Source organism: Sphingomonas sp., assembly GCF_035944535.1.
Taxonomy (GTDB): Bacteria; Pseudomonadota; Alphaproteobacteria; order Sphingomonadales; family Sphingomonadaceae; genus Sphingomonas_B.
Map to the genome: position 1 here is coordinate 22,755 of NZ_DASZBC010000006.1, position 15,250 is coordinate 38,004.

The window sequence follows — 15,250 nt, forward strand, 5'->3', positions numbered from 1 at the left end:
ACTTCGTAACGGCCTCGAATCAGACAGAAGGCCGCCGGGTCAAACGCAACATCGATCCGCACCAGAGGGGGCAAGAAGACCATGGCAGTGACCGATCACGTCGATCTTCCGACGTTCATCGAAGGCGTGAAGAAGCGCAATCCCGGCCAGCCGGAGTTCGTCCAGGCGGTCCAGGAGGTCGCCGAAGACATTTTCGACTTCATCCAGGACAAGGAGCAATATCACAAATGGCAGATCCTGCGCCGGATCGCCGAGCCGGATCGGGTGGTCAGCTTCCGCGTCGTCTGGGAGGACGACAACAACAACATCCGCGTGCAGCGCGGCTGGCGCGTGCAGAACAACAATGCGATCGGGCCCTACAAGGGCGGCATCCGCTTCCACCCGTCCGTGACCGAAGGCACGCTCAAGTTCCTCGCCTTCGAACAGACTTTCAAGAACGCGTTGACCGGCCTGCCGATGGGCGGCGGCAAGGGCGGCTCTAACTTCAACCCGAAGGGCAAGAGCGACGCCGAAGTGATGCGCTTCTGCCAGAGCTTCATGACGGAGCTTTACCGCCATATCGGCGCCGACGTGGACGTGCCGGCCGGCGACATCGGTGTCGGCGCGCGCGAGATCGGCTATATGTTCGGCCAGTACAAAAGGATCACGAACGAGTTCACCGGCGTGCTGACCGGCAAGGGCCTGGAATATGGCGGCTCTTTGATCCGCACCGAGGCGACCGGTTATGGCGCGACCTATTTCCTGCTGAACATGCTGAAAACCAAGGGCCAGGACTTGGTCGGCAAGGTCGCGGTCATCTCGGGCTCCGGCAACGTCGCGACGCATGCGGCGGAGAAGGTGACGCAGCTCGGCGGCAAGGTCGTGACCCTGTCAGACTCCGAAGGCTTCATCCATGATCCGGCGGGCCTCGACCAGGAGAAGATCAACTGGGTCAAGCAGCTGAAGAATGTGAAGCGCGGCCGCATCAAGGAATATGTCGACCAGTTCGCCGGCTCGACCTTCACGCCAGGCAAGACGCCCTGGGGCGTGCCGTGCGACGTGGCGCTCCCCTGTGCCACGCAGAACGAGCTGCTGGGCGAAGATGCAAAGACGCTGATCGCGAACGGCTGCATCGCAGTGTCGGAAGGCGCCAACATGCCGACCAACCTGGATGGCGTGCACCTGTTCAAGGAGGCCAAGATCCTGTTCGCGCCGGGCAAGGCGGCCAATGCAGGCGGCGTCGCTGTTTCCGGTCTCGAGATGAGCCAGAACTCGGCCCGCATCTCATGGAAGGAAGAGCAGCTGCAGCAGCTGCTCGTCGACATCATGGACGGCATCCACTCCCGCTGCCTGGAATATGGTCAGCAGGGCGGCGGCTATTGCGACTATGTGAAGGGCGCCAACATCGCCGGCTTCAAGAAAGTCGCCGACGCAATGCTCGCCTACGGCGTGGTCTAACTCGCACCCGTTCGCTTCGAGCGCAGTCGAGAGCGGTTTTTCGACTTCGCTCGAAACGAACGGAACGTAGAAGATGGGTGGCTGGTTGAGGCTCCCGATCCTGGGAGTGCGACATGGCGGAGAAGACGTTCAAGGCTGGCGACAAGGTCGAATGGGACAGCTCCGGCGGCCATTCGGTCGGTAAGGTCGTGAAGAAGCTGACGTCCGAGACGCAGATCAAGGGCCACAAGGCCGCCGCGTCCAAGGACAATCCGGAATATCTGGTCAGGTCCGACAAATCGGGCAAAGAGGCGGCGCACAAGCCGAGTGCGCTCAAGAAGGCGAAATAGCCGCTTTTGCGCCGGTTCGGGCGTTGACAGCCCGTCCGCCTCTCCCTAGATCGCCACTCTTCCGACACACCGCTCGTTCCGGCGGCGCTTTCACGCGCACGCCGGTCTTGTCCGTTTCGGAACATGTGAAGCGCTGAGATAGGCCGGTCGCCAGCTGGCCTGTGGAGCAGGAGAAGAATTACATGGCACGTATCGCGGGGGTGAACATCCCCACCAACAAGCGCGTCGAGATCGCGCTGACTTATATCCACGGCATCGGCCCGACCACAGCCAAGAAGCTGACCGAGCAGTTGGGCATCGCGCCGGAGCGCCGCGTGCAGGACCTGTCCGACCAGGAAGTGCTGCAGATCCGCGAAGCGATCGACGCCGGCCACACGGTCGAGGGCGATCTTCGTCGCCAAACCGCGATGAACATCAAGCGCCTGATGGACCTGGCCTGCTATCGCGGCCTGCGTCACCGCAAGGGCCTGCCCGTTCGTGGCCAGCGCACCCACACCAACGCCCGCACCCGCAAGGGCAAGGCGAAGCCGATCGCCGGCAAGAAGAAGTGAGCTTGAGCCGCGCTTCTGCAGCGCGGCTCGCCACCTACAGGGAAGGTCAGTTACGAAATGGCACGTGAACCGCAGCGTATTCGCCGCCGCGAACGCAAGAACATCACCGCCGGCGTCGCCCATGTGAACGCCAGCTTCAACAACACCATGATCACCATCACCGACGCGCAGGGCAATGCGATCAGCTGGTCTTCGGCCGGCATGATGGGTTTCAAGGGCAGCCGCAAGTCGACTCCCTATGCCGCCCAGGTCGCCGCTGAAGATGCGGGCCGCAAGGCTGCCGAGCATGGCGTCCGCACGCTCGAAGTCGAGGTGAAGGGTCCGGGTTCGGGCCGCGAGTCGGCGCTCCGCGCGCTACAGGCGGTCGGCTTTCAGATCACGTCGATCCGCGACGTGACCGCCATTCCGCACAACGGCGTGCGGCCGTCGAAGCGCCGTCGCGTCTGACGCGCCGGTTCGTCGCACCCCGTATATGGTGTGACTTTTGTGACTTTTCCGGCGGGACGCGTGCACACGTTCCGCCACAACCCCCGAGGGGAACACAGTGGCTGTCAACGCAAAGAACTGGCAGGAACTCAAGAAGCCAAACGCCCTGGAGCGCAAGGCCGGTGGCGATAGCCGCCGCAAGGGCACGTTCGTCGCCGAGCCGCTGGAGCGTGGCTTCGGCCTGACGCTCGGCAACGCGCTGCGCCGCGTGCTGCTGTCGTCGCTGCAGGGCGCGGCGGTGACTTCGATCAAGATCGAGAATGTGCTGCACGAGTTCAGCTCGCTGGCCGGTGTTCGGGAGGACGTGACCGACATCGTCCTGAACGTGAAGCAGATCGCGCTGCGCATGCAGGGCGAGGGCGCCAAGCGCTTGCAGCTTTCGGCGACCGGTCCGGCCGAAGTGACCGCGGGCATGATCAACGTGTCCGGCGACATCGAGGTGATGAACCCCGATCTGGTGATTTGCCACCTGGACGAAGGCGCGACGCTCAACATGGAGCTGACCGCTGAGGCGGGTAAGGGCTATGTGCCTGCCGCGAACAACCGCCCGGCGGATGCGCCGATCGGTTTGATCCCGGTCGACGCGCTCTACTCGCCGGTGCGCCAGGTCGCCTATAAGGTGGAAAACACCCGCGTCGGCCAGGAACTGGACTATGATAAGCTGACGATCACCGTCGAGACCGACGGCACGATCGGCCCGGATGATGCGCTCGCTTATGCCGCGCGCATCCTGCAGGACCAGCTGCAGCTGTTCGTCCATTTCGACGACGGCATGGCGGTGTCGGCGCCGGTCAGCGGCGGCATGCACAGCGGTGCGATGGCCCCGATGGAGGCCGAGACCGATTCGAACCAGCTCAACCGCTATCTGCTCAAGAAGGTGGACGAGCTGGAGCTGTCGGTGCGAAGCGCCAACTGCCTGAAGAACGACAACATCATCTATATCGGCGATCTCGTGCAGAAGACGGAGGCGGAAATGCTCCGCACGCCGAACTTCGGCCGCAAGAGCCTGAACGAGATCAAGGAAGTCCTGTCTTCGATGGGCCTCCGCCTGGGCATGGAAATCCCCGGCTGGCCGCCCGAGAATATCGAGGAAATGGCGAAGAAGCTCGAGCAGGATATCATGGGCTAAGGCGCACCGGCTTAGCGAAGCTAAGCCGGAGACGCCGTCAGCCCGGCCGGCGGCAAAGCCGACCGACGACGCGGGCTCTGCCCGTGTCGTACCCCGGAAAGACAAAGGAAAGGCCGCCCAACGGGCGGCCTTTTTCGTTCTAGTAACAGAGATCAGGCGGCCAGTTCGAGCTGCTTCTCCGCCGGATCGTTGACCGCCTCAACCTTACGCGCCGGAGTTGCCACGGGCTTGTCGATCGACACGCTCTGCTTCGGAGTCACCGGAAAGAAGTAGCGCGAGGCGAACACCACGGCGCCCAGCGCCGCATAGATGCCGATCACCAGCGCCGGGTTCCACATCACTGCCACGCCGAACACGACGCGCAGGATATTGGGGTTGAAGCCCAGGTCGGTGCCCAATGCTTCGCACACGCCGAAGAAGGTGTCGTCGCGGGTGAGAAGGTTGGCGGTCTGCATCTTGTTACTCCTTGGTCGTCGTGTTTCGCGGCCCAGCCGCGCTCCCCAACGGCTTTGCACGCGCCGTGCCAAGTCGGAGATCGACGGAAATGCGAGGGCGTTAGACGAAACGCGCCTCAGATAGGGGCGCGATCGTTACCAACAAGTGGCGAAATGCGCCTTGATCTGGCCCTAACGATCTTCGGTGAGCCGCGTGTAGAGCTCGGGCCGACGGTCACGGAAGAAGCCGAACGCGGCGCGGTGCCGCTTCACCCGATCAAGATCGAGCGTCGCCGTGAGGACGCCGGTCTCGCTCGCGCCGAACTCCGCCAAAATGTCGCCGCGTTCGTCGCAGATGAAGCTGTGGCCGTAAAAGCGCTGTCCGTCTTCGGTGCCGATGCGGTTGGCGGCGACCACCGGCACGACGTTTGACACCGCATGGCCGACCATGGCTCGGCGCCACAGCCGGCTGGTGTCGAGGTCAGGATCGTGCGGCTCGGAGCCGATGGCGGTCGGATAGAAGAGGATTTCCGCGCCCATCAGCATCATCGCGCGTGCCGTTTCCGGATACCATTGATCCCAGCACACGCCGACACCGAGCGTCGCTCCCGGCGTCTTCCAGGTCTTGAAACCGGTGTTCCCAGGCCGGAAGTAGAATTTCTCCTCATAACCCGGCCCGTCCGGAATGTGGCTCTTGCGATAGAGCCCCATGATCGCGCCCTTGTCGTCGACCATGGCGAGGCTGTTGTAATGATGCGGTCCGTCGCACTCGAAAAAGCTGGTCGGGATGTACACGCCAAGCTCCGCCGCGAGCTTTTGCATCGCCTGGACGGACGGGTGCTCATCGGTCGGCCGCGCGTTTGAGAACAGGCCCTCATCCTCTACCCGGCAGAAATAGGGCCCTTCGAACAGCTCGGGCGGCAGGATCACCTTTGCGCCCTTGGCCGCTGCTTCGCGCACCAGTTCGGAGACTTTGGCAATGTTCTCGGCTTCGGGGCCGGGCAGAGCCAGCTGAAGGGCGGCAACGGTGATCTCGGTCATGCGGGCGCCTGTAGCCGAGGCTCGCCGCTTAGCGCTACCCGCCACAGCCAGACGCCGATGAGGATGCGCCCGAGCGGCTGGATCGCGGGATAGGCCCAGCGGCCGAACGGGGCCAGCAGGTCTGGTCCGCCGACCTCGACGATCAGAATAGCTAGCGTGAGCAAGGCGGCGAGCAGCAGAAAGACGCCGACGATGCGCGTGAGGCCATCCCGTAGCGAAAACAGGATCGCGGCAAGAAAGGCATTGCCGATCAGGAATCCGATCAGCAGCAGCCCATAGGAGGCGTCCCACAGCCCGTCATAGATGGCTGCGCGCAGTTCCATCGTGGCGCGCACCGCCGCGTCGCCCGCCAGCCAGGCGCGGCGCCAGCCGTCGAAGGCGAAAAGCGTCAGCGTCTGCTGTCCCGCCTCGGTGACTGCCCACAAGCCCATGGCGAGAACGCCCGCCAGAGCACGGCCCGGCGCCACATGCCTGGTCGCGGCCGCGATCCCGAGTGCGGCGGTGAACACCAGGAAAGGGTGGAGCAGATAGATCCAAGCGCGCAGCTGATAGATCGGGTCGGTCACACGCTGCATGCGCCCCGCAAACCCCTCTGCCGGAGCGAACAGATCGGGCAGGAAGATGAGGCTTAGCGTCGTCACGGACGAGGCGAACGATGCAATCGCCGCCGTTCGATAGAATGCTGCCGTCACTTGCTCCTCCCCTTGCTTCGACCGCCGCTCAACGAGAAGCGGGATGCCGGATCAAGCCCGGCATGACGAACTAGGACGAGAGTTCGGCCAACGACGGCACCTGCTGGCTGATGCAGTGGAAGCTGCCCCCGCCGGTCAGAATGTGATCGGCCCGGTGGCCGACGACCTTGCGCGTGGGGAACAGCGCCTCGATGGCTTCAACCGCCGCCTGGTCGTTTGGAGCGCCGTAGAGCGGCACCACCACGGCGGCGTTGCCGATATAGAAGTTCATGTACGACGCCGGGATAATCTCGCCGTCGCGCAGGACGCGGCCGGGGGAGGGGAGAGTCACCACTTCCAGGCCGAACGCCCGCGCCCGGTCCTGAGCATCGCGATAGACGCTGACATTGGGATCATCGTCCCCGCTGGGCTCCGGAAGGGCGAGCCGGCCCTCCCCGACGAAGCGGGCAAGATTGTCGACATGACCATCGGTGTGATCGTTGAGCAGGCCGTCGCCGAGCCAGAGCAGCCGGTCGAGTCCGAGATCGCCGCGCAAGCGCGCTTCGATCTCGTCGCGGCTCAGATCGGGGTTGCGGTTGGGATTGAGCAGGCACTGTTCCGTCGTGACGGCCAGGCCGGTGCCGTCGACATCGATCGCTCCGCCTTCGAGCACATAATGGCAGGCGCGGTTGGCAAGGCCCGCGCCCTGCGCCAGCCGCACGGCGAGATCGTCGTCGCCCTCGAGCCGGTATTTCCCGCCCCAGCCATTGAATATGAAAGACCGCGTTTCCCGGATTCGCCCGGCCGCCACGACGATCGGACCTGTATCGCGCAACCAGATATCGCCGAACGGTGCGATCACGATGTCGATGCCGGGCGAGGCAAGGCGCGCAGCGGCCGCGGCGGCTTCGCCATTGGCTGCGACAAGCCTGACCGTCTCGCCGGCGCCGCCTGCATGCACGGCCTCGGCAAACGCGATCACCTCGGCCTGGGCAGGCGCCAGATCCTCTTCCCACAGATCGCGATGGCTGGGAAAGCCGATCCAGACACTGTCGTGCCGCGCCCATTCCGGCGGCTGGCGAGGGATGGTCATGCGGTCGTCGGACCTTTCTTCGTGATTTCTACGTGACTTATGGATGCATCATCCCTTGTCATCGCGAGCGGCACGCGCTCTTATCGAAGGGAGCCGAGAGGGGGAAGAGCGTGAGACGTGATCTATTCGTGATGTTCGCCGTTGCGGCGAGCAGCGTGACCAGCTTGCATGCGCAAGCGGTGCCGCCGGAAAAGGCGTTCGGCGCGCGGGAGTCGGTCGCGAGCGCCACCCTTTCACCTGACGGGAAGACGATGGCTTTCCTGGCGCCGACGATTGGAGCAGGCAATGCGCTGTTCACCGTACCGGTCGACGGCAGCGCTTCGCCGAAGCGGTCGCTGGTTGCGAGTGGCGATCCCGAGCGGCTGGTCGGCTGCAACTGGGTCAGCAATGACCGGCTCGTGTGCAACGTCTACATCGTGCGCGACGAGGCGGGGTATAAGGTCGGGCTCAGCCGCATGGTGGCCGTCGATGCAAATGGCGCTAATCCGAAGGTCGTCAGCCAGCGCCAGGGGCTGAATGCCTGGTACTTCAACAACTATGGCGGATCGGTGCTGGACTGGCTGCCGGGTCAGGATGGCTCGGTACTGATGACGCGCTGGATCGTGCCGGAGACCAGGGCCGGCACATTGATCGAGAAGCGCGACGAGGGCCTTGCCGTCGAGCGGGTCGACACGCGCACGCTTCAGACGAAGACGGTGGTCGCACCGATCAACAACGCTAGCGAATATATCACCGACGGCACCGGCAATGTCAGGATCGTCGGCATCAGCGAGAAGACGGCGGAGTATTTCAACACGGGGATGGTGCGTTACAAATACAGGGCTCAAGGCAGCAGCGAGTGGAAAGATCTCGGTACCTTCAACCAGCAGACCTATGATGGCTTCAACCCGTACGCGATCGATCCGGCCGAGAACGTCGTTTACGGTCTCCAGAAGCACAAAGGTCGGCTGGCGCTGGTGAAGCGGACGCTCGACGGCAGCCATGTGGAGACTAACGTCTTCGATCATCCGCAGGTCGATGTGGACGGACCCATCCGACTGGGCCGCAAGCAGCGCATCATCGGCGTCAGCTATGCGACGGACCGTCGTTATGCTCATTATTTCGACCCGGCGCTGTCGAAACTGTCGACTTCGCTTGCCAAGGCATTGCCCGGCAGCCCGGTGCTCACTTTCGACGGCGCCAGCGACGATGAGCAGAAGCTGCTGGTGTGGGCCGGCTCGGATGTCGATCCCGGCCGTCACTATCTGCTCGATCGGACCACAAAGCAGATGCGGCCGTTGCTGCTGACCCGGCCGGAGCTGGAAGGTTATAAGCTCGCCAAGGTGCAAAGCGTTCAGGTCAAGGCATCAGACGGGACCCTGGTTCCGGCCTATCTGACGCTTCCGCCTGGCTCGTCGGGCAAAGGGCTGCCGGCAATCGTCATGCCGCACGGCGGCCCGCAGTCGCGCGACGAGTGGGGCTTTGACTGGCTCGCGCAATATTATGCGCACAAGGGCTATGCGGTGCTTCAGCCGAACTTCCGCGGCTCATCAGGCTATGGGGAGCAGTGGTTCCAGGAAAACGGCTTCAAGTCGTGGAAGATCGCCATTGGCGACGTGACCGACAGCGGCCGTTGGCTGGTCTCGCAAGGGATTGCCGATCCCGCCAAGCTGGCGATCGTCGGCTGGTCTTACGGTGGCTATGCAGCGCTCCAGTCTGGCGTGGTCGCATCCGACTTGTTCAAGGCGATCGTTGCGATTGCGCCTGTCACCGATCTCGTCGCTCTCAAACAGGATTATACGAATACATCGGCGCAGCGCGTGATCCGCGACTTCATCGGATCGGGGCCGCATTTGAAGGAGGGCTCACCCGCCCAGAATGCGGCGGCGATCAAGGCGCCCGTCATGCTCTTTCACGGCGATGTCGACCGGAACGTCAACGTGCAAGCGTCGCGTCTGATGGAAGACAGACTTCGTGCCGCCGGCAAAACCGTGCAGCTGACTATCTACCCGAAGCTCGACCACAGCCTGCCGGACAGTGCCGTGCGTGCCGACATGCTGGGCAAGAGCGAGGCGTTCCTGCGGGCGAGCATGGGGCTGAAGTAAAGAAAAAGGGCGGCCCGAGGGCCGCCCTTCTTGCTCTTGTAGTTGGGCTGAACGCTTAGCGCGAGTAGAACTCGACGACCAGGTTCGGCTCCATCTTCACCGGATAGGGCACCTCGTCCAGCGTCGGCACGCGGACGAAAGTCGCCTTGGCGGTGCCGTCCATGGCGACATAATCGGGAATGTCGCGCTCGGCGAGGCTCTGGGCTTCCAGCACCAGCGCCATTTCCTGCGCCTTGTTCGACAGCGAAATCTCGTCGCCGACATAGCAGCGGCGCGACGCGATGTTGCACTTAACGCCGTTGACGCGGACATGGCCGTGGCTGACCAGCTGGCGGGCCGCCCAGATCGTCGGCGCGAACTTGGCGCGATAGACGATCATGTCCAGCCGCTGCTCGAGCAGGCCGATCAGGTTCTGCGAAGTGTCGCCCTTCATGCGCGACGCTTCCTCGTAAGCCTTCTTGAACTGCTTCTCGGTGACGTCGCCGTAATAGCCCTTCAGCTTCTGCTTGGCGCGGAGCTGCAGGCCGAAATCCGACATCTTGCCCTTGCGGCGCTGGCCGTGCTGGCCGGGACCATATTCGCGCTTGTTAACCGGGGACTTCGGACGGCCCCAGATATTCTCGCCCATGCGGCGGTCGAGTTTGTGCTTGGCGCTATGGCGCTTCGACATGTCTTACCTTTCAATCGCTTTTGACGTTATGCCCGGTCTCGCCTGCTTGCCACGCGAACATGGGGCAGGGCCGCCGCTTCACCGGAGTGCGGGGCCGATTGCGAAGGCGGGCGCCTAGACGAGCGCCCGACCAAGGTCAAGATTGTTAGTTGCCCTGCACCACCCCGATATGCGGGTTCATGCGATCATAGTTGTTTCTCGCATCTTCGCGCACCCGTGCCCATTCGCGCTTGGTGAGGCACAGCTTAGTCCGCTTGGCGAGCGAGCCGGTCTCGATGTCGATCCGACAGATAACCTTGTCCTCATTCTTCGGCTTCTCGGCCGCCTGCGCCGGTGCTTCCGTCGTGCTGGGTCCCGCGAGAAGGAGGGCCGCAAAAAGAGCGCTGAACGACATGTCTTCCCCTAATATCAAGCTTCTTCCAACAGCCATTCTACCATGAAACGCGCGAAGCGAGAATATCGCGTCTCGAACTATTTAGCCGGCCGATCGGCCCCTGCCGAGCGCACTCAGAACGCCCCGTAGCGTGCGAATCTCCAGGCTGTTCCAGCCCGGCTTGGTGAGCACTCCGCGCAGCGTCCGGCGGGTCGCACCGGCGCGCTCTGGCGGGAGGAAGTAACCCGTCGGCGCCAGCAATGCGTCGAGATGGCCGATGAGGCCCTCGAGCTCTTCCTGCGGCGCGGGCGGCAGCTCATCGCCGGCCGTCGGTTGGACTAGATCGGCCTGCTTCGACCATTCATAAGCGAGCAGGATCACGGCCTGGGCCAGGTTCAGCGATCCGAAGTCCGGATTGATCGGCACTGTGACGATGGCGCGGGCTAGCGCGACGTCATCCGTCTCCAGCCCCGACCGCTCGGCGCCGAACAGGATCGCACTTTGGCCCGGATCGCGGTGAATGGCGGTCGCGGCCTGTTCCGGCGTGAACACCGGCTTGGTGACGCCGCGCTTTCGCACCGTCGTGGCATAGACTTGCGCACAGTCCGCGACGGCTTCGGCCGTGCTGCTGAACACCCGCGCGCGTTCGAGTACGATATCTGCGCCCGACGCCGCCGGACCCGCAGATGGATTCGGCCATCCATCTCTCGGGGCAACCAGACGCAACTCGGTCAGCCCGAAGTTGAGCATCGCGCGCGCCGCTTTGCCGATATTCTCTCCGAGCTGCGGGCGGACGAGGACGATGATGGGTGGCGGAGGTGGCTCTGGGACACGTTCGTCCCGAGTAGCCGTCGAGCTTGTCGAGACGGCGTATCGAGGGATGCTCGCCCCCGGGAAGCGCTTTTTGGCCGACTCAGATACGCCATGCCAATCGCCTCGGATCAGAGCCTGCTTCTTCGCTTGCGACCAGTTCTTGATCTGAAGTTCGGCGGAAAGGGCTTCCTCTCGGGTCGAGAAGCTCTCAGACCATACAAGATCCACCGGACGGTGCTTGCTCGTCCAGCCGCCGAAGGTACCAGCATCATGCTGCATGAGGCGCTGTTCGAGATTCTCGGTATGACCAGTATAGTAGCGTCCGTCTGAACACCGGAGCATATAGGCGTAAAAGGCCACGCAATCCCTCGATACGTCGTCTCGATACGGAGCTTACGCTCCTACTCGACGGCTACTCGGGACGAACGGCGAGGGGAAGGCTCAGTTCTCGCCCCCCTCCGCTACCGTCCCCGCGAACTCCCGGAAATCGCGCGCCTCGGCGAACTCCTTATAGACGCTGGCGAAGCGGATATAGGCGACGCTATCGAGGCCACGGAGGCCGTCCATGACCAGCTCGCCAATCTGCTTGGACGTGACCTCGCTTTCGCCGCTCGTTTCGAGCTGGCGCTGGATGCCGCTGATGAGCCGCTCAATGCGGACCGGCTCGATCGGGCGCTTGCGGCAAGCGATGGCGACGGAGCGGGCGAGCTTGTCGCGGTCGAATGGCTCGCGCCGGTCCTCGCTCTTCACAACCGTCAATTCGCGCAGCTGGATGCGCTCGAACGTCGTGAAGCGGGCGGCGCAGCCTTCGCACTGGCGTCGGCGGCGGATCGCCGCGCCGTCATCGGTCGGGCGGCTGTCCTTGACCTGGCTGTCTTCGTGTCCGCAATAAGGGCAGCGCAATTCAGCCTTGTCCCTTGTGGATGCGATAGGCAGCGATAGCCCCGCCGATTACGGCGCCTCCGACGAAGCTGACGAAGGGCAGTGGAATCCCGACCACCGCCCCGACTGCGGCCCAGGTCGCGATTTTCTTCGCGTCGGGGGACAGGCTGCCGTCCGGGCGTCGTTTCAGGTCCATCGGTCAGAGCTCCGGATAGATGGGGAAGCGCTCGCACAGCGCCCGGACGCGCTGCCGCACTCCGGCCTCGACCGCAGCATCGCCATGCTCGCCCTTCTGGCGCAGCCCTTCGAGCACGTCGGCGATCATGTCGCCGATCTCGCGGAACTCGGCCGGACCGAAGCCGCGCGTCGTTCCGGCGGGCGAGCCGACGCGGATGCCGCTGGTCTTGACCGGAGGCAGGGGATCGAACGGAATGCCGTTCTTGTTGCAGGTGATGGCGGCGCGCTCGAGCGCCTCGTCCGCATCGCGGCCGGTGACGCCCAACGGACGCAGATCGACCAGCGCCAGATGGGTGTCGGTCCCGCCCGCGACCAGGTCGGCGCCACGCTCCTTCAGGCGGCTCGCAAGCACCTTCGCATTCTCGACGACGGCGGCGATGTAGCTGCGATAGTCCGGCCGCAGCGCCTCGCCGAACGCCACTGCCTTCGCCGCGATGACGTGCATCAGCGGGCCACCTTGCACGCCCGGGAAGACCGCCGAGTTTATCTTCTTCGCGATGTCCTCGTGATTGGTGAAGATGGCGCCGCCGCGTGGGCCGCGCAGGGTCTTGTGAGTGGTCGTCGTCACCACATGCGCATGCTCGAAGGGGGAGGGGTGGAGCCCGCCCGCCACGATGCCGGCGAAATGGGCCATGTCGACCATGAACAAGGCGCCGACCTCGTCCGCGATCGCGCGGAACTGGGCGAAGTCAATCACGCGCGGATAGGCCGAGCCGCCGGCGATGATCAGCCTGGGACTGTGCTGTTTCGCGAGGTCGCGAACCTGGTCGAAGTCGATCAGGTGATCGTCCGGCTTCACGCCATATTGCACGGCGTTGAACCATTTGCCCGACATCGCAGCCTTGGCGCCATGGGTGAGGTGTCCGCCGGCATCGAGGCTCATGCCCAGGATCGTGTCGCCCGGCTTGGTCAGCGCCAGCATCACGGCGCCATTAGCCTGGGCGCCGGAATGCGGCTGGACATTGGCATAGCCGCAGCCGAACAGCTGCTTGGCCCGTTCGATCGCAAGCGTCTCCACCTCGTCGGACGGCGCGCAGCCCTGATAATAGCGCTTGCCCGGATAGCCTTCGGCATATTTGTTCGTGAACACCGATCCGAGCGCCTGCAGCACGGCTTTGGAGACGATATTCTCCGACGCGATCAGCTCAATCTGGTAGCGTTCCCGTTCGATCTCGTGGGTCAGGCCGGCAAAGACCTCCGGATCGGCCTCGGCCAGTTCGCGGGTGAAGAACCCGTCGAACTGCACATCGTGCAGCATTTGGGGATTGGTGCTCATGCGGGCTCCGTGGCGGAGAGCTTCTCGACTCGGCCTTGGTGACGGCCGCCGAGGAACTCGGTGGAAAGGAAGGTTTCGATGCAGGCGCGGGCCATTTCGGGCCCGACCAGGCGGGCGCCAAGGGCCAGCACATTGGCATCGTTATGCTCGCGCGCAAGGCGGGCGGAGAGCGGTTCGGAGACGAGCGCACACCGGCAGGCACGGCTGCGGTTGACCGCGATCGAAATGCCGATGCCTGAGCCGCATAGCGCGATGCCGCGATCGGCTTCGCCCGCTTCCATCGTGCGGGCGATGCGCGCGCCGTAATCGGGATAGTCGACCGAGGCGCCGGAGTGGGTGCCCAAGTCGTTCACCTCATGCCCCTGCTCGCGCAGCCACGCAGCCAGCGCGATCTTCAGATCGTAGGCAGCATGATCCGAGGCGATGGCGATGCGCGTCATGGAAGCTCCGGGAATCGGATGCGCGCTGTTTAGGAGTTCCCCTTCCTTTCGTCACCCCCGCGCAAGGGGGGGGCCAGCTGGGTTCCCGCTTTCGCGGGAATGACGATGGGCTAGAGAGCGGTTATGAAGATCGTTGCCGCACCAGAACTCCGCACCCAGCGCCTGCGCATGCGCCCGCATCGGCGTGATGATGCCGACCAACTCCTTGCTATGTGGCAGGACCCGGTTGTCGTGCGTCATTTCGGCGGCAACCCCGTCGCTCCCGAGGACAGTTGGAACCGGCTCCTGCGCTATGTCGGCCATTGGGCGGTGAACGGCCATGGATTGTGGGCGGTCGAGGAGCTGGAGACGGGCAAGTTCATCGGCGATGTCGGCTTGTTCGAAGGGCGGCGGGGCCTGGGTGAGCGCTTCGATTCGGCGCCGGAAGCTGGCTGGGTGTTGCTGCCCCTGGGGCACGGCAAGGGCTATGCGCGCGAGGCGATGCTCGCTGCCCTGCGCTGGGGGGAGTCGCTTTATAGCTGGCCGCGCACCGTCTGCATGATTGATCCGGAAAACGCGCCCTCGATCCGCACCGCAGAAGCCCTCGGTTACCGCGTTTTCGACCGCCAGCCTTACAAGGGAACCGAGCTGCTTCTGTTAGAGCGGGCGGCAGGCTGAGTTCTTTGTCCGGCGTTAACCAGTTTCGGCAACGCGCTGCTCAAGCCTGGCGAGCCATGGTCGCCCCAGGCCGCACCGTTGCGGCTCTGTCCGGGGAACAGAGATGAAGATCGTCATCAAAGCGCTCACTGCCGCCGCCGCCGCCGCCCTGTGCACCGGTTCGGCCACTGCCGCGTGCTGGAGCGACGCCGCCTATGAAGCCGCTCAGGTTCGCGAGCTCGACACCATGCTGATGGTTCAGGCGCTGCGCTGCCGCAAGACCAACGCCGATTTCGTCGAGGACTATAACCGCTTCGTGGTCGCCAGCCGCCCGGCGCTGTTGAAGGCCAATGCGACGCTGAAGAGCCATTTCGCCGCCGAGTTCGGCGAGCGCGGCGCGCTCAACGCCTATGACAACTATATGACCACCGTCGCCAATCGCTATGGCGCCGGCACCGGCGATCTCGGCTGCGACGATGTGGCTGCGCTGGTCGAGATGGCGCTGGTCGCGAAAGGCTCTCCCGTCGCGCTCAGCGAACTGGCCGATATGGTGCAGATGACTCCGACGGTGCAGGGTGATCGCTGCGTCGGCGGCGGCGCTCCGATCACCATCGCCGCGCGGCGCTAATCCGCATATAAAGATATCTTTATATTTGCCTTGGCGACGC

The 15,250-nt window shown here is 64.0% G+C and carries 19 protein-coding genes; 8 read left to right on the plus strand and 11 right to left on the minus strand.

Annotation, left to right across the window (positions count from 1 at the left end; translation table 11 throughout):
• Positions 1 to 81: 81 nt before the first annotated feature.
• The 5 genes from gdhA to VGT77_RS05055 all read left to right on the plus strand — a co-directional run bounded on the left by gdhA (position 82) and on the right by VGT77_RS05055 (position 3,932).
• Positions 82 to 1,437: an NADP-specific glutamate dehydrogenase gene (gdhA, locus tag VGT77_RS05035; protein WP_327460210.1), complete on the plus strand. Its 1,356-nt coding sequence runs from the start codon at positions 82 to 84 to the stop codon at positions 1,435 to 1,437.
• Positions 1,438 to 1,550: 113 nt separating this feature from the next.
• A complete protein-coding gene (locus VGT77_RS05040) occupies positions 1,551 to 1,766 on the plus strand; it encodes a DUF2945 domain-containing protein (protein ID WP_327460212.1) in 216 nt (71 codons plus the stop codon).
• 182 nt (positions 1,767 to 1,948) lie between these two features.
• Complete coding sequence (gene rpsM / locus VGT77_RS05045) at positions 1,949 to 2,317, plus strand: 30S ribosomal protein S13 (protein WP_327460214.1); 369 nt, start codon at positions 1,949 to 1,951, stop codon at positions 2,315 to 2,317.
• A 57-nt stretch (positions 2,318 to 2,374) separates the two neighbouring features.
• The gene (rpsK, locus tag VGT77_RS05050; protein WP_019368402.1) at positions 2,375 to 2,764 is read left to right on the plus strand and encodes a 30S ribosomal protein S11; all 390 of its coding nucleotides are present in this window, start codon (positions 2,375 to 2,377) and stop codon (positions 2,762 to 2,764) included.
• 97 nt (positions 2,765 to 2,861) lie between these two features.
• Entirely contained in the window at positions 2,862 to 3,932 is a 1,071-nt protein-coding gene (locus VGT77_RS05055) for a DNA-directed RNA polymerase subunit alpha (protein WP_327460224.1), read from the plus strand.
• A 152-nt stretch (positions 3,933 to 4,084) separates the two neighbouring features.
• On the opposite strand, the gene VGT77_RS05060 is transcribed toward VGT77_RS05055, so the two are convergent.
• The 4 genes from VGT77_RS05060 to VGT77_RS05075 form a co-directional block, all read right to left on the minus strand.
• Positions 4,085 to 4,387: a PspC domain-containing protein gene (locus VGT77_RS05060; RefSeq protein WP_327460226.1), complete on the minus strand. Its 303-nt coding sequence runs from the start codon at positions 4,385 to 4,387 to the stop codon at positions 4,085 to 4,087.
• A gap of 171 nt (positions 4,388 to 4,558) precedes the next feature.
• On the minus strand, positions 4,559 to 5,407 hold the full coding sequence (aguB, locus tag VGT77_RS05065; protein WP_327460228.1) for an N-carbamoylputrescine amidase: 849 nt from the start codon (positions 5,405 to 5,407) through the stop codon (positions 4,559 to 4,561).
• Entirely contained in the window at positions 5,404 to 6,099 is a 696-nt protein-coding gene (locus VGT77_RS05070) for a hypothetical protein (RefSeq protein ID WP_327460230.1), read from the minus strand. The genes aguB and VGT77_RS05070 overlap by 4 nt, the downstream gene beginning before the upstream one ends.
• 70 nt (positions 6,100 to 6,169) lie before the next feature.
• Complete coding sequence (locus VGT77_RS05075) at positions 6,170 to 7,171, minus strand: agmatine deiminase family protein (protein WP_327460232.1); 1,002 nt, start codon at positions 7,169 to 7,171, stop codon at positions 6,170 to 6,172.
• A 110-nt stretch (positions 7,172 to 7,281) separates the two neighbouring features.
• Between VGT77_RS05075 and VGT77_RS05080 the strand changes: the two genes are divergently transcribed.
• Positions 7,282 to 9,255, plus strand: coding sequence for a S9 family peptidase (locus tag VGT77_RS05080; RefSeq protein WP_327460234.1), 1,974 nt, complete (start codon positions 7,282 to 7,284; stop codon positions 9,253 to 9,255).
• A 55-nt stretch (positions 9,256 to 9,310) separates the two neighbouring features.
• On the opposite strand, the gene rpsD is transcribed toward VGT77_RS05080, so the two are convergent.
• From rpsD to rpiB, 7 genes are all read right to left on the minus strand, one after another.
• On the minus strand, positions 9,311 to 9,925 hold the full coding sequence (rpsD, locus tag VGT77_RS05085; RefSeq protein WP_327460236.1) for a 30S ribosomal protein S4: 615 nt from the start codon (positions 9,923 to 9,925) through the stop codon (positions 9,311 to 9,313).
• A 145-nt stretch (positions 9,926 to 10,070) separates the two neighbouring features.
• Positions 10,071 to 10,319: a hypothetical protein gene (locus VGT77_RS05090; RefSeq protein WP_327460238.1), complete on the minus strand. Its 249-nt coding sequence runs from the start codon at positions 10,317 to 10,319 to the stop codon at positions 10,071 to 10,073.
• A gap of 81 nt (positions 10,320 to 10,400) precedes the next feature.
• Positions 10,401 to 11,471: a TrmH family RNA methyltransferase gene (locus VGT77_RS05095; protein ID WP_327460240.1), complete on the minus strand. Its 1,071-nt coding sequence runs from the start codon at positions 11,469 to 11,471 to the stop codon at positions 10,401 to 10,403.
• Between the two features lie 81 nt (positions 11,472 to 11,552).
• Complete coding sequence (gene nrdR, locus VGT77_RS05100) at positions 11,553 to 12,014, minus strand: transcriptional regulator NrdR (protein WP_327460241.1); 462 nt, start codon at positions 12,012 to 12,014, stop codon at positions 11,553 to 11,555.
• 1 nt (position 12,015) lies between these two features.
• Complete coding sequence (locus VGT77_RS05105; RefSeq protein ID WP_327460243.1) at positions 12,016 to 12,189, minus strand: hypothetical protein; 174 nt, start codon at positions 12,187 to 12,189, stop codon at positions 12,016 to 12,018.
• Positions 12,190 to 12,192: 3 nt separating this feature from the next.
• Positions 12,193 to 13,506, minus strand: a complete 1,314-nt coding sequence (glyA, locus tag VGT77_RS05110) for a serine hydroxymethyltransferase (protein ID WP_327460245.1) — start codon at positions 13,504 to 13,506, stop codon at positions 12,193 to 12,195.
• The gene (gene rpiB / locus VGT77_RS05115) at positions 13,503 to 13,946 is read right to left on the minus strand and encodes a ribose 5-phosphate isomerase B (RefSeq protein WP_327460247.1); all 444 of its coding nucleotides are present in this window, start codon (positions 13,944 to 13,946) and stop codon (positions 13,503 to 13,505) included. The genes glyA and rpiB overlap by 4 nt, the downstream gene beginning before the upstream one ends.
• Positions 13,947 to 14,069: 123 nt before the next feature.
• Here rpiB and VGT77_RS05120 point away from each other — a divergent pair, with 123 nt between their 5' ends.
• Together VGT77_RS05120 and VGT77_RS05125 are read left to right on the plus strand one after the other, a co-directional pair.
• Positions 14,070 to 14,603: a GNAT family N-acetyltransferase gene (locus VGT77_RS05120; protein ID WP_327460249.1), complete on the plus strand. Its 534-nt coding sequence runs from the start codon at positions 14,070 to 14,072 to the stop codon at positions 14,601 to 14,603.
• 103 nt (positions 14,604 to 14,706) lie between these two features.
• Positions 14,707 to 15,210, plus strand: a complete 504-nt coding sequence (locus VGT77_RS05125; RefSeq protein WP_327460250.1) for a hypothetical protein — start codon at positions 14,707 to 14,709, stop codon at positions 15,208 to 15,210.
• Positions 15,211 to 15,250 lie beyond the last annotated feature (40 nt).

What these genes read in the sequence shown, in the direction of transcription:
- VGT77_RS05040 (WP_327460212.1), top strand. Translation starts at nt 1,551, where the DNA reads ATGGCGGAGAAGACGTTCAAGGCTGGCGACAAGGTCGAATGGGACAGC.
- VGT77_RS05120 (WP_327460249.1), top strand. Translation starts at nt 14,070, where the DNA reads ATGAAGATCGTTGCCGCACCAGAACTCCGCACCCAGCGCCTGCGCATG.
- rpiB (WP_327460247.1), bottom strand. Translation starts at nt 13,946, where the DNA reads ATGACGCGCATCGCCATCGCCTCGGATCATGCTGCCTACGATCTGAAG.
- glyA (WP_327460245.1), bottom strand. Translation starts at nt 13,506, where the DNA reads ATGAGCACCAATCCCCAAATGCTGCACGATGTGCAGTTCGACGGGTTC.
- VGT77_RS05105 (WP_327460243.1), bottom strand. Translation starts at nt 12,189, where the DNA reads ATGGACCTGAAACGACGCCCGGACGGCAGCCTGTCCCCCGACGCGAAG.
- gdhA (WP_327460210.1), top strand. Translation starts at nt 82, where the DNA reads ATGGCAGTGACCGATCACGTCGATCTTCCGACGTTCATCGAAGGCGTG.
- VGT77_RS05075 (WP_327460232.1), bottom strand. Translation starts at nt 7,171, where the DNA reads ATGACCATCCCTCGCCAGCCGCCGGAATGGGCGCGGCACGACAGTGTC.
- rpsM (WP_327460214.1), top strand. Translation starts at nt 1,949, where the DNA reads ATGGCACGTATCGCGGGGGTGAACATCCCCACCAACAAGCGCGTCGAG.
- VGT77_RS05060 (WP_327460226.1), bottom strand. Translation starts at nt 4,387, where the DNA reads ATGCAGACCGCCAACCTTCTCACCCGCGACGACACCTTCTTCGGCGTG.
- aguB (WP_327460228.1), bottom strand. Translation starts at nt 5,407, where the DNA reads ATGACCGAGATCACCGTTGCCGCCCTTCAGCTGGCTCTGCCCGGCCCC.
- rpsK (WP_019368402.1), top strand. Translation starts at nt 2,375, where the DNA reads ATGGCACGTGAACCGCAGCGTATTCGCCGCCGCGAACGCAAGAACATC.
- VGT77_RS05090 (WP_327460238.1), bottom strand. Translation starts at nt 10,319, where the DNA reads ATGTCGTTCAGCGCTCTTTTTGCGGCCCTCCTTCTCGCGGGACCCAGC.
- VGT77_RS05125 (WP_327460250.1), top strand. Translation starts at nt 14,707, where the DNA reads ATGAAGATCGTCATCAAAGCGCTCACTGCCGCCGCCGCCGCCGCCCTG.
- rpsD (WP_327460236.1), bottom strand. Translation starts at nt 9,925, where the DNA reads ATGTCGAAGCGCCATAGCGCCAAGCACAAACTCGACCGCCGCATGGGC.